A 20,285-nucleotide genomic window follows, 5' to 3' on the forward strand; every position below is an offset into this window, starting at 1 on the left:
GAGGCTCTGGGTCACAAGGTCAAAGTGATCGCACCGCAGTATGTTAAACCATTCCTCAAGCATCAGAAGAAGGACCGCAACGATGCAGAGGCCATTTGTACCGCTCTGATGCAGCCAAACATGAAGTTCGTCCCGCCCAAGAACGAAGAGCAGCAAGACATCCAGGCACTGCATCGCGCCTGACGTCGTCTGATGAACCACCGCACGGCCTTGGCCTGCCAAATGCGCGGCCTCTTGCTCGACAGGGGCGTCACCATCCCTCTGACTTTAGGTCGGGCGCGACAGCGCATTCCAGAGATACTGGAGGATCAATCAAACGGCCTGACTGACATGACCCGTGAGATTATCGCCGATCTGTTCGAGTTCATGTTGCAGCTCGATGAGCGGATCAAAGCCTTCGACCGGCGTATTGATCAGGTTTTCCGCGCAAATCCCGACTGTCAGAGGATCGCCCGGATTTGCGGCGTCGGCTCCAAAACGGCAACTGCTGTTGTCGCCGCTGTCGGTGACGGTAAAGAGTTCAAGAACGGGCGGCACATGGCGGCCTGGATGGGACTTGTCCCACGCCAGCATTCAAGTGGTGACAAACGCCTTCTGATGGGCATCAGCAAACGCTGGGACAAACATCTGCGAACGTTGCTGATCCATGGCGCCCGCTCTGTTGTCCGCGTGTCGCAAGGCCGAACCGACGCCTTCAGCAGATGGGTCAACTCAATCCGCGAACGGCGCGGCATGAACCGGGCCATTGTCGCGGTCGCCAACAAGAACGCGCGCATCATCTGGACCATGCTGCGCAGAAACGAAGAGTTCCGCGCTCACGCTTGAGCAAAGAAGAGGATTGCAAGACGACCAAGCAAATGAACCGACCGGCAAACTCCGGTGTGTGAGGCACCTGGCATTTATAATGGCTTTCTGAGGCCGACCATTTGTTGAGGCTCACCACGCGGAATTCCCATTTGGGCGCGCCATCCTATCGGTGACGCCGTATAGATGTTTGCAACCAGGCAAATGCCGTCAGATCAGGGCCGAAGAAACCTTGCAACGGGAGAGACATCCATAGATGTAAAAAGTCGCATCGCTGATCCCGTACTTCCGGCACGCCTCCTGCGCCCTGCCGCCCGCCTCGTACTCTTTGATCATGCCGATGATCTGTTCATCCGAAAATCTGCGTTTCATAGTCCATCCTTTGCTTGGACGGATCACTAACACTTCAATGGCCTGAATTCAGGGGGCAACGTCAAGCGTCTGCTGCGTCACGCCGATCTGACGCACCGCCTCAGCGATCGCCGCGCCTTGTCCTTGCAGAACCTCAACCTGCCGAAGCTTCGATACAATCTCTTCGGGCTTCTCACGTTTTCCAGCCATCGCCGATCCTCCAACTCAAGGGATAATCTATCCCAGTTGGCGGACCACTTTCAGGCGGCTAGTCCAGGTAAAGCGAGGCGCCTGAGATTTCACCTATGGCTGTCATCGGGGACAACATCGCTCCCAGATGGCGCGTCGCGGAAGATCTCCATTATTCGATCTTCAAGAAGCGCTCGATGTCTTCAATCAGAGCGTCAGTGTCCTCGACACCGACACCCAAACGCACGAGATCGCTCCCGCAATAGCGCCGATCGACCGTTCGCTCGGTGTCGAGCACAGCAGGTGAAATCACGCTATGGGTTCCGCCCCACGATGCGCCCAAAGTGAAGTGTTGCAGTCTTAGCACCATGGCCTCGAAATCTCGTCCACCTGGACCTGCCAAAACGCACGTCAAGACGCTACCCGGGCCGTCGAACTGTGTCGTGAACCGTTCATTTTCAGGCGACGATGCGTGAGCTGGGTACAGGAGTTCTGCGACATTGGGATGGGTGGAAAGAAAACATGCAAGCTTTGTTGCACTTGCTCCGCTTTCTCGGATGCGGAGTTTCGCAGTCTCAAGCCCACGAAGGGCCAAAAAGCAATCGTCCGGGGAGACCCCAAGTCCCAATGATCGAACGCTTTCGTGGATGCTTCGCGCAAGGTCTTCGGAGCCTACAGAAATCGATCCCATGAGCAGATCGGAGTGCCCAGACAGATGCTTTGAGACTGCCTCCACCACGATATCGAAGCCGTGGCTCAAAGGTCGGCACAGATAGGGAGATGCCCAGGAATTGTCCGCGCCCAACCATGCTCCAAGCCGATCCGCGAGATTGCGCAATTCGACAAAATCGACGACCTCGTGAGTTGTCGAGCCGGGAGACTCGCACCAGACAAGTCGGGCCTGATCCAAGCCTCGCAACTGCGTTTCCGGTTCGCGAGGGTCGTAGTAGACTGTTTCGATGCCGAGACGAGCAAGCGTGTCGCGCGCAAAGCGACGGACAGGGGGATAAACATTGTCCGGTATAACAACCACATCTCCGGACCGACAGAGCGCCAGAAACGTGGTTGTTATTGCCGAGAGGCCAGATGGCACAAGAAAGGTATCCAATGCACCGTGAAGCTCGGTAATCTTGCCTTGAAGCACCCGGGTCGTGGGCGTGCCTGCGAGCCCGTAGGAATAGCCGGACCGCGGCAGGTTCCCCCGATCGCGATACGAGGCGTAATCCGAAAACGGTACTGTCGTTGCGCGAAACGTAGGTACCGAAAGGCTACGAAACCCTTTTGGGAAAAGCGCTGAATCAACCATCGCCGTGCCTCGGCTTGCGGGCAGTGTCTGAGCGCCTGTGACGGATAAACAGAGGTGCGAGAACCAAAACCGCTACGGTTAGCCCCGCCAGGTTGCTCTGCATCCCCGGAAGGATCAATGCGACGGCGGCTGCCGCGAGAATCAGTCGAACGACTGTATGGATAGTTGTGCAGAACCAGCCGATGGCAGCGATGCTGAGGCAGAGCATACCGAGCAGTGCTGAGACGCTCGCCTCCACGATTTCCAAACCCGATCCAAGCCCGAGAAGGGCCGGGGAATAGCAAAAGATGAAGGGGAGAAGAAACACGCCAGAGGCGACTTTCAAGGCCGACAGGCTGGTTTTCCAGGGATCGGCATTGGCGACCGCAGCCGCCGCAAAGGACGCGATCGCCAGAGGTGGCGTGATATTCGACATGACCGCGCCGAAGAAAATGAACATGTGTGCCGCCAGCGGCTCAAAGCCCAACTCGATCAGGCCGGGCGCAAGGATCGAGGCCAGCACGATGTAAACGGCGGAGGTGGGCATCCCCATCCCAAGGATGATCGATGCGATCATCGTGAGAATCAGGAACAACACCCGGCTGTCTCCTGCCATGAGGGAGATAATGCTGGTGAACCGTACTCCCAGACCGGTCAACGAGATCACGCCCGCGATAACGCCGCCTATGGCACAGGCCGCAATAACCGGGGCCACCATCCGAGGCGCTTCGATCATGGCGGACCAGATCGCGGGGGCAATCTCATTCGGTGTGCGGAACTTGCGAATACAGAGCGCGACGACAAAACTGACAATGCCGTAGAGACCTGCAAGCGTCGGCGTATAGCCTGCAATCAGAAAGTAGATCATCACCGCCAGCGGTACCAGCATGAATAGCCCGTCGACCAACAGCGCTCCAATCGTAATGTCGTCACCGCGGGCGACCGGCGCCAGCCTGTTTCGCCGTGCTTCCAAATCGACCGACATGAAGATTGCCGTGAAATACAGAACGGCTGGAATGGCCGCAGCCGCCATGATCTCGGCGTAGGAGACACCAAGGAAGTCGGCCATGATGAAGGCGGCCGCCCCCATGACGGGTGGCGTAATCAGTCCACCGGTTGACGCCAATGCTTCCACTCCGCCGGCAAATTCCTTCCTGTACCCATAGGATTTCATCGCGGGAATTGTGAAAGAACCCGTCGTCACGACATTGGCGGTGGAACTGCCCGACAACATGCTCATGAATGCACTGGATATGACGGCCGTCTTCGCCGGTCCGCCCACGTAGCGGCCTGCAAATACGTTTGCAAATCGGCTGAAGAAACCTCCCGCTCCGGAAGCGACCAAAAGGGCGCCGAACAGCACGAAGAGAAAGATGTAATTCGCCGATGCCCCGATCGGAATGCCCCAGAGCCCGTCCAGGCTGAGGAATATCTGCTCGATCACGCGTTCCGGCGCATATCCGCGATGCCAAAAAGGGTAGGGCAGATACGGGCCAATCTGCGTGTAGATGAGAAAGATCACGGCCAGGATGACCATCGGCCAGCCGAGAAGTCGCCGCGTGGCCTCCAACACGGAGAGCGTAAGGATCGTGCCGAGAACAAGCTGCAAAGAGGTGACTGGCGTCACATAAATCATGCGGGCGTTGATCGCCTCGATATTGAAGATGAGGTAGAGGGACGGCCCAAGTATGCCGGCCAAAAGGGCAACGTCGAGGAGCGTTGATCGCATGCTGCGCCCTTCCTCTTTAGGTATCGCTCCCAGGCAAAACAAAACCGCCAGGCCCAGCATGAGATGAATCGCCCGATGGACCTCGGTTGTTGGCGGGCCGACATATGCGACCACGACGTGATATGTTGAAAGCGCGAGCGCGAAGATCACGGAAAGCGCGACCAGTCCGCGGTTAAGAGAATAAGGCAATTGAAGTCCTTTCGGGTAGGCAAATTCTGGTCCAGGGGCGGGAGAAGACCCCCAGACCAGACCGGAGCGTCACTCTGTCAGAGCGCCAACTTCCCGATAGTAGCGTGCCGCCCCAGGGTGCAGACCGCCGCCAGGGACATTCGCCATGTCCTCGACCGTAAGGGTGGCATAGGAGGCGTGGAGGGCTCGGACGCTCTCGATGTTCTCGGCGAGAGTGCGGGCGATCCAATAGGCCTCTTCCTCGGGCATGTCAGCCGCCCCGACAACAATCATCTTGGCGGTGACAGTCGGCACGTCTTCGTCCTGCCCCTTGTAGGTGCCAGCCACGATGACGCTCCGGCCAACTGTGGGCATCTGGGCACTCAGCGCCTCATACTCTTGGTCTGAGATGGGCAGGAACGACACCGGGACGGTCGTGGCCAGTTCCGCGCCCCAACTTGACGGATAGGAAGCGATGGAAACCATGCCATCAGACCGACGGTCTCTCAGGCCATCGCGCTGTTCGGTCAGGCTGCCAGTCGAGATGTCCAGATCCTCGGGCGACATCCCGTTGACCGACAACAGTTCTTCGAAGACGACGGCCGTGATGGAGCCGGGACGTTGTGTGATGAACGGATGCCCGGCAAGATCTGAGACGGCGCCAAAACCCTCTTCGGCGTCGACGATGATATGCATGAGACTCAGTGAGAGCCCGGCGATCACCGCGACATTCTCGACGGGCGTTCCGAACGGTTCGTCGCCCCGCAAGGCAACCGTGATTGCCGGCGACATGGTGAACCCAAGCTCGCCTTGGCCGCTGGCGACATTCGCCACATTCGACAGGCCGGCACCGAGTTCGGGGTTCGACGGCACGCCAGCTTCGGCAAAGATTTCCGCCATGCCGGCGCCGATCCCATACCAGCTTGAGCCGGATACCGAGGTGAAGATGGTGATTTGATCCGGCGCCTCCTGCGCGACCGCTGGTTCAGGGGTCGCTGAGAGCGTGGCCAACGCAAGTCCAGTTGCCGAAGCCACCACTTTGATTTGCTTCAAAAGCATGTTTTTCTCCTGTCAGACTGAGATGAGTTCACCGCTCGTTTTCATGAGCGTTTCAGCGCCGCCGTTTCGCACGACGATCATGTCTTCGACCTGGAGACCGCCAAATCCCAGCTCGTAGTATGGGGTCTCCAGACATAGGACCATGCCCTCCTCAAGCACGTCGCCACTAGATGCTGAGAGTATTGGAAGGTCATAGCCATCGATTCCGATGCCATGGCCGACATGGGTGCGTTTGTAGTGGGGGATGCCCTCGGCCCGCACCGTCGCCATGACCGTTTCATAAAGGTCCGATGCCTTCAGGCCGGGCCGGATCATCTCCAGCCCTTTCGCAACGCCAAGATGAAGGGCTCGGTGGTACTTCCGTACCTTGTCTGAAGGTTCGCCAAGTACGGCAATGCGCGCGATATCCGCGCGGTAGTGCTGGTAGCGCCCGCCCGCATCGAACCGGATGATATCGCCCTCTCGCAGCGTTGCGTCCGAAGGCTGGACGTTCGGCATGGCTGACCGTGAGCCGAAGCCGATACAATAGAGCACAGGTAAGGCGCCGCCGCGGATCGTCTCGATATTGAAGGCTTCGGCCATCTCGCGCTCGGTCACACCGGGTTTCGCAACCCTCAAAGCGACGGAGATAGCGTCCTCTGTGATGTGGGCGACTCTGCGCAGACGCTCGATCTCAGGCTCGGTCTTGGTCGCTCGGATTTCGCGGAAGATTTCGAATGCCGGGACGAATTCGATGTTCTCTGCTCCAGGCAGTTGAAACACCTCCAACGAGCCGACGAGCCCAGTTTCGTCGATTCCAACTCGACGAATGGCTGCCTGATCCTGCCTCAAAAGCGCTGCTAGAGCCTCTTTTGCGGATTCATAGCGATCCTGCGCGTAGAGGTCGGTCTGCCGCTGGTCGCAACGGTTGAGTGCCGAATCCGGGTCGGTGTCGACGAAAAAGCTGCCAAAGGTGGTGACGTCGGCCACATTTATGTCCTGGTCGGCCAGCAGATCGAGCAAGGTGGCACTGGCCACGATCCGCCGGGTGCCCTTTCCCGGCGCAGGGAGGTAGACGTAGCTTTGCGGGCCGCGGCGGATCCATTGCGAGAGCGCCCAATAGCCGCTCGTATACGTGACATTCTCGGGAGACGTGGCAATAAGCGCGTCGAGACCGTGTGCTGCCATGACGCTGTTGAGGCGCGTTTCGTTAAGCAACATCGGAGCTGACCTCATAGACGGGATGGAATGTACTAAGCGTTTCTTCCGGGCAGCCGAGTTCACGAGAGATGTCGCGGGCAGCGTCTGACACTTGCCGAATGAGATGTGCCAGGTTCACATCGGGCTGAAGGGAGGGGGCAAAGGCTGCACTGATGGCTGCAACGGGTTGCCCGGCAGAGTCGCGCACGACGGCCGCGACAGAATCCACACCCACCAGGTTTTCGCCGCGCGAAAGCGCAAATCCTGTCTGCCGGGCCTCGACAATCTCGGAAATGAGATCGTCGGGATCAACGCAGGTCCGATCAGTCTTCTTTGTGAGCGGCTCCCTCGACAAGAGCTTCTTCGAACGGTCTGCGGGAAGACTGGCAAGAAGGGCTTTCCCCATCGCAGTGGAATGGAACGATGCCACGCGTCCGGCCTGAACTTTGATTGCGATTGGGCCCGGGCTTTGAATGGTCAGCACGTAGACGAGTTGCTCTGCGGCAATGACAGCAAGGTAGCAATTGACCGTCGCCGTATCGGCGAGATCGTTCAAAACCGCATTCGCTGTCGCGACGAGGTTGTTCTCATCGCGTACCGAGGACCCGAGCGAAAGTGCCCGGTATCCCAACGCATAGCGTTGACTGGTGGGCTCCTGGATCAGGAAACCCTCGTCCACGAGCGTGTGGATCAGGCGCTGGACAATCGTCGGGCTGATATCCAGGCGACGTCCGATCTCACGAACGCCCAGCGGTTCTTTGGAAAGCTCGACTTGAGACAGGATCGCCAGTCCACGAGAGAGAGATTGATTGCCGTTGGCCATCGAATCGTTCCGTTATTAGTTACAGTGTTACGAAAAACGTAACGTAGACGATTTGGTTTGGCAAGGCGCGCGTGAACTGCTGCATTTGTCAGCCGATGGATCTGCGTCGAAGCATGATCGGGTGCGATTGACAGGCCGGGTTCGTTGAGCACACTTGCGTCGCGCAAGCCGACTGGCGATAGTCCGGTCTGGCCGCCGACTACCGCGCAGAGAAGACTGTGATGATCGACGCGGCCTACCTCAAAGCACATCGGGCAGCGACCCGATACGACAGATGCCAAAACGTCTTCCTCTCAGCCATCGCCCTGGCTGCGTTCGTCATTTACTGGCTATATGTCCTGACCCCAAGTCATAAGCTCTGCAAAACTGAACCAGCTCAGCGAGTTTGCACACAGCCTCCCCGCGATCCGAACGGCGACCGATATTGAAGACCAGGACCTCGCTCTTTGCGAACACCACATCGGGGCGCTTGCCGCCATTGCCTATCACCTGCCAGCCACGCGGGACGGTCTGAGGGTGATCTTCAGCAAGGAAATCAACCGCGAGCTGATCGGAAGGCTGTAGGCCCGCGGGCTGATTGGGACTGGACCGCGATCCCCGAGGCGCGGGGCGCCCTACACCTATGTCACGACAGAGCAGTGCCTCGTGGCTTTCCGTCTGGCGTCATTCCAGGACCTGTGGGGCCGGGGATCGCATCGGCGCGGCCTCCGAAACGGGGTCAGCTCCGCAACCACATACGGGGGAGGAGAGGATCGACCTCCAAAATGGACTGGGCGGCTCGATGGGTGCGGAGACTTCGCGCCCAATGCGCGACTGTCCGAGGTTAGACTGTCGTTCCCATGTCCAACGGAAAGATCGGCCTTGGCACGTTCCTATAGGGCAAGCGATCGTATTTCGTCGTGCAAAGCGCGCCGCTGTCGCAGATGATGACCCGGCCGGCAATGGGGGCGAAGGCCGCCCGGAAATGCTGCATGGATTTCAACGCAACGACGGATTTTGTGGCCGGATCGATATCGAAAGCGCGGAATTGCTGGAGATCCAGCATCTGGTGCGGGATCGAGACGATCAGAATGTCGATACCCGAGACGCGCAGCACAGCGGTTGCACCAAAGCTGCGCTCTTGTCCGCCGAGGATCGGGCCATCGCCCACAACGCGGCCCTCGCCGCGCCACATCAGTGTTCCGGACACCTTGAGCGGGCCGCCGCCGAATTCCCGCGCGGTTCTTCCTCCGATGGTGCAAGTCACCTGCGAGCCGAGCGGCGTCTCTTGCAGCCCCCGCGCCGTTGCGGCGTCGATCAGCGGCCCGAAACAGGCATTTTCGACATCTGCGTCGAGCAGCGACCTCAGAAGTGCCGGAGCATCGCCATAGGCGCCCGAACCGGGATTATCGGCGTAATCGGCGATGACCAGAGGGCCGCCGCCGGGCCGCCAGCCTCTTGCGATGTCGGCGGCTTCAGAGGTGGACAAATAGTTGTTGAGGGTGTCGTGGCGCCGGGCCCAGATATCGTCGGCCAGTTCGTCCGCCATTCCGGTCAAAGGCCCGGCGTGGCTCTCGCCGGTGACCAGAACGGTCGGGCCGACCTCGGCGATATCGGCGCAGGGGAAGCCGCCATTGATGCTGATGGCAAAGACGTCCCTGCGCGCCTCGAAGGCGCGGGCCATGGCCTGCCGGTCGATCATCGGCCCGACATCCGTGCGCCCGCCATTCGCCTCTTCCAGCATTGGACGATGGGCGCGTATGGTGCGCGGACGGATGTCGCCCGCCATGGTGCGGTGCAGCAACTCGGCGGTGCGTCGGCCGGTGGCGCGGATATCCACATGCGGGTAGGTGGTGAACGACACGAGGATCTGGGCCAGATCGCACATCGCGGACGTGACGTTGGCATGCGGGTCGAGCGTGACGGCCACGGGCAGGTCCGGCCCGATCACGGCGCGCAGGCGGCGCAGGATCTCGCCTTCTCCGTCATCGTGGGCCTCGATCACCATCGCGCCATGCAGGATCAGGAACACACCGTCCCATCCGCCTTGGGCGGCGGCCTCGAGCAAGGGGGCAAGCAGCGTCTTGAACGCCGCTCGCGTCACCCGCCCGCCCGGTCCCGCCGCGGCGCTGATCACATGGGTGACATCCCAGTCATGGGCGCGGCCCACATCGAGCAATCCGGCGAGTTCGGTATTCGTATGCCCCTTGGCCCCCACGGCGGAGGGTCCGTCCAGAAGGTAGCGGTCGCGGAACGCCTGAAGGTCGGTTGGCCGGATATTGAACGTGTTGGTTTCATGGGAGATTTCTGCGGAGAGTATGGTAAACCCCAAGGGTCTTTTCCTTCGTGTTCAAAGCGGGTGGTGGCAGGCGACGGCATGGCCCGTCTCCGATGACAGGGCAGGGGTTTCCGTCCGGCAAAGCGCGCTTGCCTGCGGGCAGCGGTCGGCGAAGGCGCAGCCGGGAGGCAGGTCGAACGGGCTTGGAACCTCACCCTCCAAGGGCGCGATCAGGCGGCGCTTTTTCGGGTCGGGTTCGAAAGTGCTCTCCATCAGGGTTCTTGTATAAGGATGTCGCGCGGGGGCGGCGGTATCCGGCAGGGCCTCCACCACCCGGCCCAGATACATCACCAGGATCTCGTCGCAGAAATACTTCACCAAACTCAGATCATGGGAGATGAACAGATAGGTCAGGCCCAGCTCGGTCCGCAGATCCTCCAGCAACCCGATGATCTGCGCCTGCACCGAGACGTCGAGCGACGCCGTCGGCTCGTCCAGCACCAGCAGGGAGGGTCTGAGCGCCAGCGCCCGCGCGATGCCCACCCGCTGTTTCTGCCCGCCTGAGATCTGATGCGGATAGCTGCTGGCGAGACCGGGGTTGAGGCCCACCATCTCCAGAAGCTCGGCCACCTCCTCGGCCATCGGTCTGGCGGGTTTGACGCCCTGCACCTCGAAGGGTTCGGCCACGGCGCGGGTCAGGGTATAGCGCGGGTCGATGGCGGAATAGGGATCCTGAAACACCATCTGCATCCGGGCGCGCAGCTTGCGCATCTGCGCAGGTGTCTTCGCCAGCAAATCGTCGCCGTCGAAGGCGACCGCGCCGCTGGACGGTTCGATCAGCCGCAGGATCAGTCGGGCAAGCGTGGATTTTCCGCAGCCGCTTTCGCCGACGACGCCGATCACCCGGCCCTCGGGCAGATCGAAGGACACACCGTTGACCGCATGCATCGAACGCGCCTTGCGGAACGGCCCGCCACCGGAGCTGAAGCGTTTCGACAGGTCGCGAACCTCAAGCAGGTTGGGCATGGGCGACCTCCGCGAAATGGCAGGCGGCGGCGCTGTCGCCTTCGACGGAAAACGTCGGCGGATCGGTCGCGCAGATCGCTTCGGCGCGCGGGCAACGCGGGTGGAACGGGCAGCCCTTGGGATAGTTGATGACGGTCGGAACCGTGCCTTCGATCCCGGTCAGCCGGGCGGTGTCGTCCAGCCCGCGCGGAATGCAGGCGATCAGCGCCTGGGTGTAGGGGTGGCGCGGGCGGTCGAAAATCGCCTCCACCGGCCCGTATTCCACCGCACGCCCGGCATACATGACCACGACCTTGTCACAGGTCTGCGCCACGACGCTCATGTCATGGGTGATCAGGACCAGAGCCAGATCGCGCTGCTTTACCAGATCGTCGAGCAGGCGGATGATCTGCGCCTGCACGGTCACATCCAGCGCCGTGGTCGGCTCATCGGCGATCAGAACGTCCGGATCGGCGGCCAGCGCCATGGCGATGACGATCCGCTGTTTCATGCCGCCCGACATCTGGTGCGGATAGCGGTCGCAGATCAGCGCGGGTTCGGGGATGCGCAGGGTGCCGAGGATCTCCTCGGTCCGGGCGCGGGCCTCATTGGCGTTCATACCCAGATGCAGCCGGGCCACGTCATCGACCTGCGGGCCGATCTTTTTCAGCGGGTCAAGCGAGGTCATCGGGTTCTGCGTGATCAGCCCGATCTTGCCGCCCCTGAGCTTGCGATAGGCGCGTTCCGGCAGTTTGGTCAGATCCTGCCCGTCGAACACGATCGTGCCGCCGGTGATGCGCCCGCCGATCAAGGGCAACAGGCCCATCACGCTCATCGCGGTCAGCGACTTGCCCGATCCGCTTTCGCCGACGATGCCGATCGTCTCGCCCTTGTCGACCGAGAAGCTGACGCCCGAGAGCGGCTCCACCGCGCCGAAGGCGACCCCCAGATCGCGGACGCTGAGCATGCTCACGCCCCCCGCAATCGGTCACGGATATCGAGCGCGCGGATCAGTTCGTCGCCGAACAGGTTCACCGCGATGACGGTGACGGCGACGGCCACACCGGGGAAGATGATGACCCACGGGCTGAGGAACAGCTGCGCCGTGCCCGAAGACATCATCGCGCCCCAGCTTGGTGTCGGCGGCTGTGCGCCAAGGCCGAAGAAGCCCAGTGTCGCCTCCAGCACGATGCCGTCGCCGATGGCCAGCATGCCGACCACGATCACCGGCGCGATGGCGTTGGGCATCAGGTGCCTCAGCAGGATATGGGACGGCTTCGCACCCAGATTGATCGTCGCCTCGATGAAGGTTTCGCGCTTCAGGCGCACGATCTGGGCGCGGGTCAGCCGGGTGAACTGCGCCAGATAGGCGATGGCGATGGCGAAGGTGGTCGATGTCAGGCCGGGACCGATGATCGCCACGAAGATCAGCGCGATCAGGATGTCGGGGAAGGACCAGGTGAGGTCCACCACGGTCATCACCGCGCGCTCGAAGACCCCGCCGAAATAGCCCGCCGCGGCGCCAAGCGTCATGCCCGCCGCCATGGAAATGGCAATCGCCGTGGCGCTCACCGAAAGCGAGGTGCGAGCACCGAAGATCACCCGGCTGAGCACGTCGCGCCCGAATTCGTCGGTGCCCAGGAGATGTGGCCAGCCTGGAGACGCGTTCGCGTTCAGCAGGTTCTGCGCGGCATAGTCGAAGGGCGCGATCCAGGGCGCGAAGATGGCGACCAGGACCAACAGGATCAGGAAGCCACCGGCCACGATACCGATGCCCGAGGCGAAGGCGCGCCCGATGCTCATCCGCGCGAAGGCGTCGAGCGAGCGTATGGCCATTTGTGAGACGTTCATGTTTTTTTCTCGCGAATACGGGGGTCCATGGAAGCCTGCGCGACATCACCGATCAGCGTGCCGAGCATCACGGCCAGTGCCAGCATCAGCAGGCAGGCCTGCACCACCGGGTAATCGCGCTGGCCCAACGCGCGGATAAGAAGGGAGCCGAGGCCGGGACGGCCGAAGACGAATTCCACAGTGACCGCGCCGCCGAGGATCCAGCCGATGCGCAGGGCGAGGATCGTCACGACCGGCAGCAGGGCATGCGGCATCAGATGGCGCAACAGGATCGTGCCCGACGACAACCCCTTGGCATGTAGCAGGGTCACGAAATCCTCGCGCTGCGCATCCAGCAGGGCAACCCGCGTGACCCGTGCGACCAGGGCCACTCCGCCAAAGCCAATGGTCAGCACCGGCAGAACCAGTGATGTCCACCCGCCCGCGCCCGAAACCGGGAACCAGCCCAGATTGACCGAGAAGAACAGGATCAGCAAAAGCGCCAGCCAGAAACCCGGCACAGTGGAGCCCAGAAGGATGAAACCGCGCATGAACCGGTCCAGCACCGGGTGGCGTACCACCGCCGAGATCGTGCCCAGTGCCATGCCGACCGTCGAGGAAAACAGAAAGGCCAGCCCGCCCAGTGTCAGGCTGTAGGGCAGGTTTTGCGCCACCAGATCGGCGACCGGGCGGCGCAGCACGATCGCCTCGCCAAACTCGCCCCGGAACATGTTCCCGATCCAGACAAAGTACTGGACGATCAGGTTCCGGTCGAGGCCATAGCGCGCCACCAGCTCGGCCCGATCCTCTGCCGAGGATCCGACGCGCAGAAGGTTGTCAATCGGATCGCCCGGCAGCAGGTAGACGATCATGAAGATCACCACCGAGATCGAGAAAGACACCGGGATCAGCATCAGCAAACGCATGAACGTGTATCTGAGGATCATCCCGGTGCCTCCTTTCTTGCCCGTTCAGAGGCTTATTCGACGACCTTGATGTCGACGAAGGACTGACCCCGGAACCGCGCGCCGCGCACCGGATCGGGCACCGTGATCGCATCGGAGTTGAACGCGATGTTCTGCGTCGGCTGATAGATCGGCACGAACAAGTGCTGGCTCAGCACATATTCATGATAGGCGGTGAAATTCGCGATCCGCTCGGCCGATGTGGCGCTTTCGGTCATCGCCACATCGTTGAGGCGTTGACCTTCCGCATCTTCCCACATCGAGACGTTCGGATATCCCAGGCGATTGCCGCTGAAGAACCAATCCAGAATGTCCGAGTTGTTCCAGTCATAGCTGCGCACAGCCAATTGATGGGCATTGTTGCGGTATTCGTCGCGGATCGTAGAGCTGTCAAAGACGGTGATGATCGCCTCCATCCCGATCTCGGCCAGTTGCGCCTGCACCACCTGTGTCAGGCGGGTCAGCTCTGTGGTGTTGGCCGTGAACAGGCTGACCGACAGCCGCTCATCGCCCATCACGCGCACACCGTCAGTGCCCATCACCCATCCTGCCTGGTCCAGCAATTCGCCCGCGCGGGCGGGATCATACATCACGTTCAGGCTTGGATCGACATTCGCTTCGGGCAGCGAAGAGATCAGGAAATTTCGCGCAGGCGCACCGACGCCGTTATAGATCGCGGCAACAATCCCGTCCTGGTCGATGGCCATCCCCGTCGCCTGGCGGACGAGGATGTTGTCGAACGGCGGCGCGGTCACGTTGATCGGCATGTAACTGATCCCGACGCCTGGCATCTGGATGATCTGGATATTGGCCTCGGCCTCCAGTATCTTCAGAAAGTCGGTGGGCACACCCAGCAGCAGGTCGATACCGCCCGTCCGCAATTCCAGAAACGCGGTCGACTGATCGGGGATTTCGCGGAAGGTGAACGTCTCGATATGCCCCGCGTTGGTGTTTTCCGAAAGATCGGAGCCCCAGGTGTAATCCTCGTTGCGCACCAGAACCGTTTCCAGCCCGATCTCGAAGCTTTGCAGCTCATACGGGCCGGTGCCGATGGCCGCCGTGACGCCGAAGTCGTCGCCAAGCTCCGCAAAGGCGGTGGGGCTTGGGATGCCCATGAAGGCGCTGGCGAGGTTGTAGAGCAGGTTCGGTTCAGGACGGTCCATGTTGAACCGCACGGTCAGCTCGTCGATGACATCGACCGACCCGATCGCCTCCACCAGATACTCGTTCTCGGTGCCCGCATAGCTTGCGATCCAGAATTGGACGGCCTCGGCGTTGAACGGCGTGCCGTCATGGAAGGTGACACCATCAAGGAGCGAAAAGGTCCAGCTCATGCCGTCGGAGGTCTCTTCCCACGAGGATGCAAGATGGGGGTGAAAGGATTGGTCCGCGTCCTGTTCGACCAGCCGATCGAAGATCAGCGATGTGGCTGTGTTGAGCGTGCTGGCCGCGACCGGGTTATACGCGGTGGCGCCAAGTTCGCTGGCCGAAAAGGCGACGCTCACATCCTGTGCCGTCGCATGGGTGGAGAACAACAAACCGGCTGCTACGATAGCCGATCCTGTCAGAAGCTGGGTCTTGGTCGAATATCGCATGGCAGATTTCCCTGTTGTGTATGATGTTGGCAGAATTAAGTGGTGCGGCGGCCCTCCACGCGCGTATGGGTTGCATCGCCGACGTGGCCGGTGAAGCGTCCATAGAGATGGGCGAATGTGTTCATCCGATCCTCGACCTCGGGGCCAAGTTCCATGAACACCGCGTTGACCAGAAGATTGGCAAGGCTCGCCATCTGCGCGGTCGATTCCCAGAATAGGTTTACCGCCGTGGGCACGACGAACATCTCGTCAGAGACCAGATGTCCCCAGTCGCAGTAAGGATCGGTAATCAGGGTGACCGGGATGCCAGCGGCCTTGGCATCTTCGGCTAACATCCGTGCGTGGCGCGAATACCGGCGCGCCTCGAATATCACAAGCGCGGCGTCATTGCCGTCCATCGCCAGGATCTCGGCGAAGTTTCCTGCGGCGAGATCCAGAAGGTGTACGCCATTGCGCAGATATTGCAGTTGGTTGACAAAGATCTGGGCCATGCCGCGCTCGGTCTGGAATCCGGCGGCAAAGACCTGGCGTGCCGTCGCAAGACGCGCCACGGCACGCTGCCATTCTGGGCTGTGAGCCGCCTCGTAAACAGCGACCAGGGCCGTAATCTCAAGTTCGAGGCCGCGCGCCAGCTGGTCGTCTCCGGCCTTGGTGCGTTCTTGCAGGTCACGCAGACGGTTGCCGATCAACCAGGGCTGATCGCCTATGTCGTTTTTGAGGTGCCGCTTGAGATCCTTAAAGCCGTCATAGCCGATCGATCGGCAGAAGCGGCCCACGGTCGGCTCGCTGACCCCGACTTTGGAGGCCAGGCTTGCGGCCGTCTCGAAAGGCAGGGCACCGATGTCCGACAGCATGTAGCTTGCCAGGGCGCGATCCGCCTTCGAGGCGGTTTGCAGCGCCTCGGTCAGGCGATCGCGCAGGGGTTTGGACATGAAGGGTTCCCGGTCAGTTGCGATCAGTAGGAAAGAAAACTTGCACAGAGTCAATGAAATTAGTTTTCTTGCAATTTCGCTGTGATGGGGGCTTTTCAGGCAGCAGGGCCCATCACCGGATCGCCCCGCAAAGACGACCGACCAAGATAATCCATGATTTCTGTTTGATCGGGGGCGACAAGCCACGCCCATCGGCCGCCGATGAACGCGCCGATACCGCTTTGGTTCTGATGCAGGAGGCAGAGACATACTCGACTAGGGTCAACGGGCCGCGCATACCAACCGCTCTCGCTTTCCGGACACGTATCGAAAAACATGCCATCAAATCGCGCATTGTGGTCTTGCAAAACGTCTTACCACCTGCGCTGCAACACAGTGATTTCTGTGTCTTGGTAGGTCTGCCGAAGCGGTGCGATCCGGGCAGCACCCTCGGGATTGGCATGCACGACGGTATAGGAGCGCGGGTTTCTGCCTCAGGATGTGTGCACGGGGTTCCGGCAGGATGGTCGGCCAAAGCCGCTAGCGCGCCCGCCCGACGGCCACGAGCAGCCGCCGCGCGCCGAACAGGCAGATAAGACCCAACCCCAGCGCCGACAAAATGACACCGGTGACCGCAACCTCAGATCCGATTGGCGCTCGGAAGGCGTGCTGGAGCATCGGGTTAATGTTGTAGAAGGGTGACGTCATTATGAACACAGCGCTCCAGCTCGGCAGAATGGCAAGTGGGACAAAGACGTCCGATGACATCAACGCATAGATGTTCAGCACATTTGCGACAGCGATCATGGTTTGTGTATCTATGCGGGCGCTCGCAATCATTCAGGGCAGTCGTGAGCCGGTTTCGCTCCACTTCGGATTCAAGGGTGATCTCCAGCACACCATCGTCGATCCGTTGCAGGCGCAATGCGTCCAGCGTGCCCTGAAACATCATCGGGCCTTCAGACAAGGACACGACATTCGGGGCCTGCTCAAGGATCGTGCCGTCATGGGTTGCGATGAGCGTGGTTTGCCCGGCATCGCTGCGCGCCCGTATACCTTGGGTGACGATGCGGATGCTGGCCTCATCAAGGCTGCTTTCAGGTTCGTCGAGAAAAGCCAGCTCTGGCCCATGCGCGCGCGCCAGATAAAGGTTCACCCGCTGTTTCCACCCGCCCGACAGCTTTTCGTAAGTCTGTTTTGAGATTGGCGACAGGTCAATCAGATCGACGCTCGGATGCGGCATTGTCATCCGGGATCCGGCGCAGTGCGCATCGTGCGCATTCTATCAGCGATATCGAACGGCCCTCGGCCATGGGAGGAACGTATTCCAAAAGCCGGTCGAGCTGCAAAGCGTCCTGCCGGTTTTGCACATCAGGCGTGCGTTGGGCAAATGTCAGACAGCCAAAGGGACCAAGCGTTATCCAATTGTCGTCCCCAAGGCTGTTGGGGTTGATTTAAGCCCAGGCGGGCAATCGCGTCGATGATGCGATCCCCGAAAGCGTTCGTGACATGCGGCTCTTTCCTGCGTTTCCGCTCAAGCATCTCGGCCAGAAAACCCTACCTGATGCCGAGGGGGTTTTTCTGGGGTCACGTCAAGCTGCGCAAAAACCCTGCCGCGGACGCTGCGCTGGCGATGTGCGACGCCCCAAGCCAGAGTGCGGCGAATGTCGAATGGCGCAATCCCAATAGCACCGGACAACGATCACCCTTATATCTATATCGGCGCCGCAATATCTGGCGGTGTCAGTTCAAGAAATCCGTCGAACCGGCAAGCTCGCAGACTGCGGTGAGTTGCGGTGATGCGAGGCAGGCATCTTGGACAATGTGTGCCAGCGAACCGTGTGTATCTCAGGCCGGGTCTGCCTAAAGGCGGCAAAAGCCCCGCCGATACCAACGGATCGGCACGCGGGGGCGCCATGGGATCCGGCCCGAATGTCCAATCGCTTGCCCCAGGTCTGAGCGGTGTTGATCGAGACGCCCCCGAGCGCGGGAAACGGAACCTTACAGTGAGGACTGGCTTGGCTGCCACACCGTCCCGTTCGGCCCCTGGCGGAGGCTCAGGTTCATCTCGAACTCGTACATATCAGGGTGGTAGAGGGCATTGATCCACTCGACGGTCCGGTCGTTCTCGTCCTTTACGATACGCTTGATGCACAACAGCGGCGATCCGATGTTGACGCCCAGGTGATCGGCAACGACAGCATCCGCCGCGCGCGCCGAGATTTTCTGGTTGGCGCCGCCGATTTTTACTCCGGCGCGTTCGAACAGGCGCAAAAGCGGCGTCTTGGCCATGTCCTTGGCGGTGAAGCTGCGCCCGATATCTTCGCGGACATAGGTTTGAGAATACGAGAAGGGCTGTTTCTTATAGCTTCTGACGCGCACGGCGTATTGCGCCAGCGTGCCCTCGTCGAATCCCATGTCCCGGGCCACATCCGAGGGGGTTTCCACATAATCGAACTCGATCACCTTGACCTTGGTCGTAACTCCCATGATCAACAGATTCTCCACCAGCCCGCTCACATCGGCCTGGACCGGGCTGGCCACCCTCCTAGGTCGTGCAAACGTGCCGCGCCCGCGCTGGCGCAGGATCAGCCCCTCGCGCTCCAGACGCTCCAGCGTCTTGCGCAGCGTCACCCGCGAGACTGAAAAGGTCCGGGCCAGTTCAACTTCGCTGGGCATCGGTTGATCCGGATCGAAATAGCCGCGCTGGATCTGATCGTGCAGAACCACGTAGATCCGGTGGTACATCGGTGTCGGATCAAACATCTCAACCGCCTTTCAAGCTGATGGCACAGGCCCCGCAACGCAGGTTGCTGATAAACCATACCTCGTCATTGGCTAACAGAGGCGTCTTAGCAAACTGCCGGTGAAAATCAAAAATATTCGCAATTTCAGTTTGCAAAAGTATTAAAAGGTCGTCAACTTAACAACCAAGCGTTTAGAGCAGAGGCGGGGCAGCATGGATTTCAACTTTACCCAGGAACAGAGCATGTTCCGTGACGCCGTAAAGGGCTGGGCGCAGCGGGCCTTGGCCGATGACGCGCTGGAGCGCGCGCGAAACCCCGAGTTTCCCTTCGATGTTGCGCGTCAGGCCTGCGAGGCCGGATTGCTGGGCATCACCATCCCGCAGGAAGACGGCGGTCTCGGCGGCAAACTGATGGATGCGGTGATCGCGATTGAGCAGGTCGCCTTGGTCTGCCCCAAATCCGCCGATGTGATCCAGGCAGGAAGCTTTGGCGCGATCCGCACCTTCTCGGAATACGCCACACCGGACCAAAAGCAGCGCTACCTGACCCGATTGCTCAGGGGTGAGGCGGTGATTGGGTTGGGCATGACCGAGGCCGAAGCCGGATCGGCCGTCACCGATCTGAAAACCTTTGCGCGGCCCGATCCGAGTGGTGACGGCTGGCTTTTGAAGGGCGGCAAGGTCTTTACCAGCCATTCGGAGGAAGCAGACGTCTTCCTGATCTATTGCCGCTTCGGCGAAGGTGTCGGCCAGATCGGATCGGTCATCATCGAACGTGGCGCGCCGGGTTTCACCATGGGCAAAAGCGCCACCTATCTGAACGGGGAACACTGGTGTCCGCTCTTTTTTGACGATGTGCCCGTGCCCCAGGCCAACGTTCTGCTTGGGCCGGGGGGGTTCAAGAAGCAGATCACCGGCTTCAACGCCGAGCGGCTGGGCAATTCCGCGCGGGCGCTTGCCTTGGGGCGTCATGCGTTCAACATTGCCCGCAATTACGCCGCCGAGCGCAAGCAGTTCGGCCGCACCCTGAGCGATTTTCAGGGGCTGCAATGGAAATTTGCCGATATGTACGCGCAGCTCGAAGCCGCACAGCTGTTGCTTTACCGCGCCGCGATCAGTGCCGATCAGGGTTTGCCGGATGCGCAACAGACCGCTGTGGCCAAACTGATGTGCAACGAAGCCGGTTTTCGGGTGAGCAACGAAGCGATGCAGGTCATGGGCGGCCTGGGGTATTGCGGCGAGAGCCTGGTCGAATACTGCTTTCGCAAGACGCGCGGGTGGCAGATCGCCGGCGGGTCGCTTGAAATGATGCGCAATCGCATTGCCGAAGGCGTGTTTGACACCCGATTTTCCCAGCGCGCGCCGCAGGTCGGCGGCGCAGGGTGACAT

At 60.6% G+C, this 20,285-nt stretch carries 15 protein-coding genes and 5 pseudogenes; 4 read left to right on the plus strand and 16 right to left on the minus strand.

Features of this window, described 5'->3' with window-relative positions:
* Positions 1-825 (plus strand): annotated as a pseudogene (locus HEP69_RS21425) (IS110 family transposase); the annotation flags it as partial.
* A 237-nt stretch (positions 826-1,062) separates the two neighbouring features.
* Here the strand turns inward: HEP69_RS21425 and HEP69_RS21430 are convergent.
* From HEP69_RS21430 to HEP69_RS21460, 7 genes and pseudogenes are all read right to left on the minus strand, one after another.
* Positions 1,063-1,176: pseudogene (locus HEP69_RS21430) on the minus strand (transposase); the annotation flags it as partial.
* A 66-nt stretch (positions 1,177-1,242) separates the two neighbouring features.
* A pseudogene (locus tag HEP69_RS21435) lies at positions 1,243-1,365 on the minus strand (IS3 family transposase); the annotation flags it as partial.
* Positions 1,366-1,516: 151 nt separating this feature from the next.
* Positions 1,517-2,650, minus strand: coding sequence for a PLP-dependent aspartate aminotransferase family protein (locus HEP69_RS21440; RefSeq protein WP_290560556.1), 1,134 nt, complete (start codon positions 2,648-2,650; stop codon positions 1,517-1,519).
* Entirely contained in the window at positions 2,643-4,547 is a 1,905-nt protein-coding gene (locus HEP69_RS21445) for a TRAP transporter fused permease subunit (RefSeq protein ID WP_290560557.1), read from the minus strand. Before HEP69_RS21445 ends, HEP69_RS21440 begins: the two co-directional genes overlap by 8 nt.
* A 69-nt stretch (positions 4,548-4,616) precedes the next feature.
* Positions 4,617-5,585, minus strand: coding sequence for a TAXI family TRAP transporter solute-binding subunit (locus tag HEP69_RS21450; RefSeq protein WP_290560558.1), 969 nt, complete (start codon positions 5,583-5,585; stop codon positions 4,617-4,619).
* Between the two features lie 12 nt (positions 5,586-5,597).
* Positions 5,598-6,785: a Xaa-Pro peptidase family protein gene (locus HEP69_RS21455; RefSeq protein WP_290560559.1), complete on the minus strand. Its 1,188-nt coding sequence runs from the start codon at positions 6,783-6,785 to the stop codon at positions 5,598-5,600.
* Positions 6,775-7,587 (minus strand): IclR family transcriptional regulator, encoded by an 813-nt coding sequence (locus HEP69_RS21460; protein WP_290560560.1) that lies wholly within the window; start codon positions 7,585-7,587, stop codon positions 6,775-6,777. Before HEP69_RS21460 ends, HEP69_RS21455 begins: the two co-directional genes overlap by 11 nt.
* Positions 7,588-7,838: 251 nt before the next feature.
* Between HEP69_RS21460 and HEP69_RS21465 the strand changes: the two are divergent.
* Together HEP69_RS21465 and HEP69_RS21470 are read left to right on the plus strand one after the other, a co-directional pair.
* Positions 7,839-7,919: pseudogene (locus HEP69_RS21465) on the plus strand (IS5/IS1182 family transposase); the annotation flags it as partial.
* Between the two features lie 67 nt (positions 7,920-7,986).
* Positions 7,987-8,265, plus strand: a pseudogene (locus tag HEP69_RS21470) (SMC-Scp complex subunit ScpB); the annotation flags it as partial.
* Between the two features lie 145 nt (positions 8,266-8,410).
* On the opposite strand, the gene HEP69_RS21475 reads toward HEP69_RS21470, so the two are convergent.
* From HEP69_RS21475 to HEP69_RS21515, 9 genes are all read right to left on the minus strand, one after another.
* Positions 8,411-9,898, minus strand: coding sequence for a M81 family metallopeptidase (locus tag HEP69_RS21475; protein ID WP_290560561.1), 1,488 nt, complete (start codon positions 9,896-9,898; stop codon positions 8,411-8,413).
* Between the two features lie 18 nt (positions 9,899-9,916).
* Entirely contained in the window at positions 9,917-10,870 is a 954-nt protein-coding gene (locus HEP69_RS21480) for an ABC transporter ATP-binding protein (RefSeq protein WP_290560562.1), read from the minus strand.
* On the minus strand, positions 10,854-11,816 hold the full coding sequence (locus tag HEP69_RS21485; RefSeq protein WP_290560563.1) for an ABC transporter ATP-binding protein: 963 nt from the start codon (positions 11,814-11,816) through the stop codon (positions 10,854-10,856). Before HEP69_RS21485 ends, HEP69_RS21480 begins: the two co-directional genes overlap by 17 nt.
* A 2-nt stretch (positions 11,817-11,818) precedes the next feature.
* Complete coding sequence (locus tag HEP69_RS21490) at positions 11,819-12,700, minus strand: ABC transporter permease (RefSeq protein ID WP_290560564.1); 882 nt, start codon at positions 12,698-12,700, stop codon at positions 11,819-11,821.
* Entirely contained in the window at positions 12,697-13,626 is a 930-nt protein-coding gene (locus HEP69_RS21495; protein ID WP_290560565.1) for an ABC transporter permease, read from the minus strand. The genes HEP69_RS21490 and HEP69_RS21495 overlap by 4 nt, the downstream gene beginning before the upstream one ends.
* A 32-nt stretch (positions 13,627-13,658) precedes the next feature.
* On the minus strand, positions 13,659-15,239 hold the full coding sequence (locus HEP69_RS21500) for an ABC transporter substrate-binding protein (RefSeq protein ID WP_290560566.1): 1,581 nt from the start codon (positions 15,237-15,239) through the stop codon (positions 13,659-13,661).
* A 35-nt stretch (positions 15,240-15,274) separates the two neighbouring features.
* Positions 15,275-16,171 carry a MurR/RpiR family transcriptional regulator gene (locus HEP69_RS21505; RefSeq protein ID WP_290560567.1) on the minus strand — a complete coding sequence of 299 codons (897 nt, stop codon included), beginning with the start codon at positions 16,169-16,171 and terminating at the stop codon, positions 15,275-15,277.
* A 661-nt stretch (positions 16,172-16,832) separates the two neighbouring features.
* Complete coding sequence (locus tag HEP69_RS21510) at positions 16,833-17,399, minus strand: hypothetical protein (RefSeq protein WP_290560568.1); 567 nt, start codon at positions 17,397-17,399, stop codon at positions 16,833-16,835.
* Positions 17,400-18,151: 752 nt separating this feature from the next.
* The gene (locus HEP69_RS21515) at positions 18,152-18,916 is read right to left on the minus strand and encodes a GntR family transcriptional regulator (RefSeq protein ID WP_290560569.1); all 765 of its coding nucleotides are present in this window, start codon (positions 18,914-18,916) and stop codon (positions 18,152-18,154) included.
* A 193-nt stretch (positions 18,917-19,109) separates the two neighbouring features.
* Between HEP69_RS21515 and HEP69_RS21520 the strand changes: the two genes are divergently transcribed.
* Complete coding sequence (locus HEP69_RS21520; protein ID WP_290560570.1) at positions 19,110-20,282, plus strand: acyl-CoA dehydrogenase family protein; 1,173 nt, start codon at positions 19,110-19,112, stop codon at positions 20,280-20,282.
* Positions 20,283-20,285: the final 3 nt, after the last annotated feature.

The sequence above is a fragment of the Aestuariivita sp. genome, assembly GCF_021404545.1.
Classification (GTDB): Bacteria; Pseudomonadota; Alphaproteobacteria; order Rhodobacterales; family Rhodobacteraceae; genus Aestuariivita.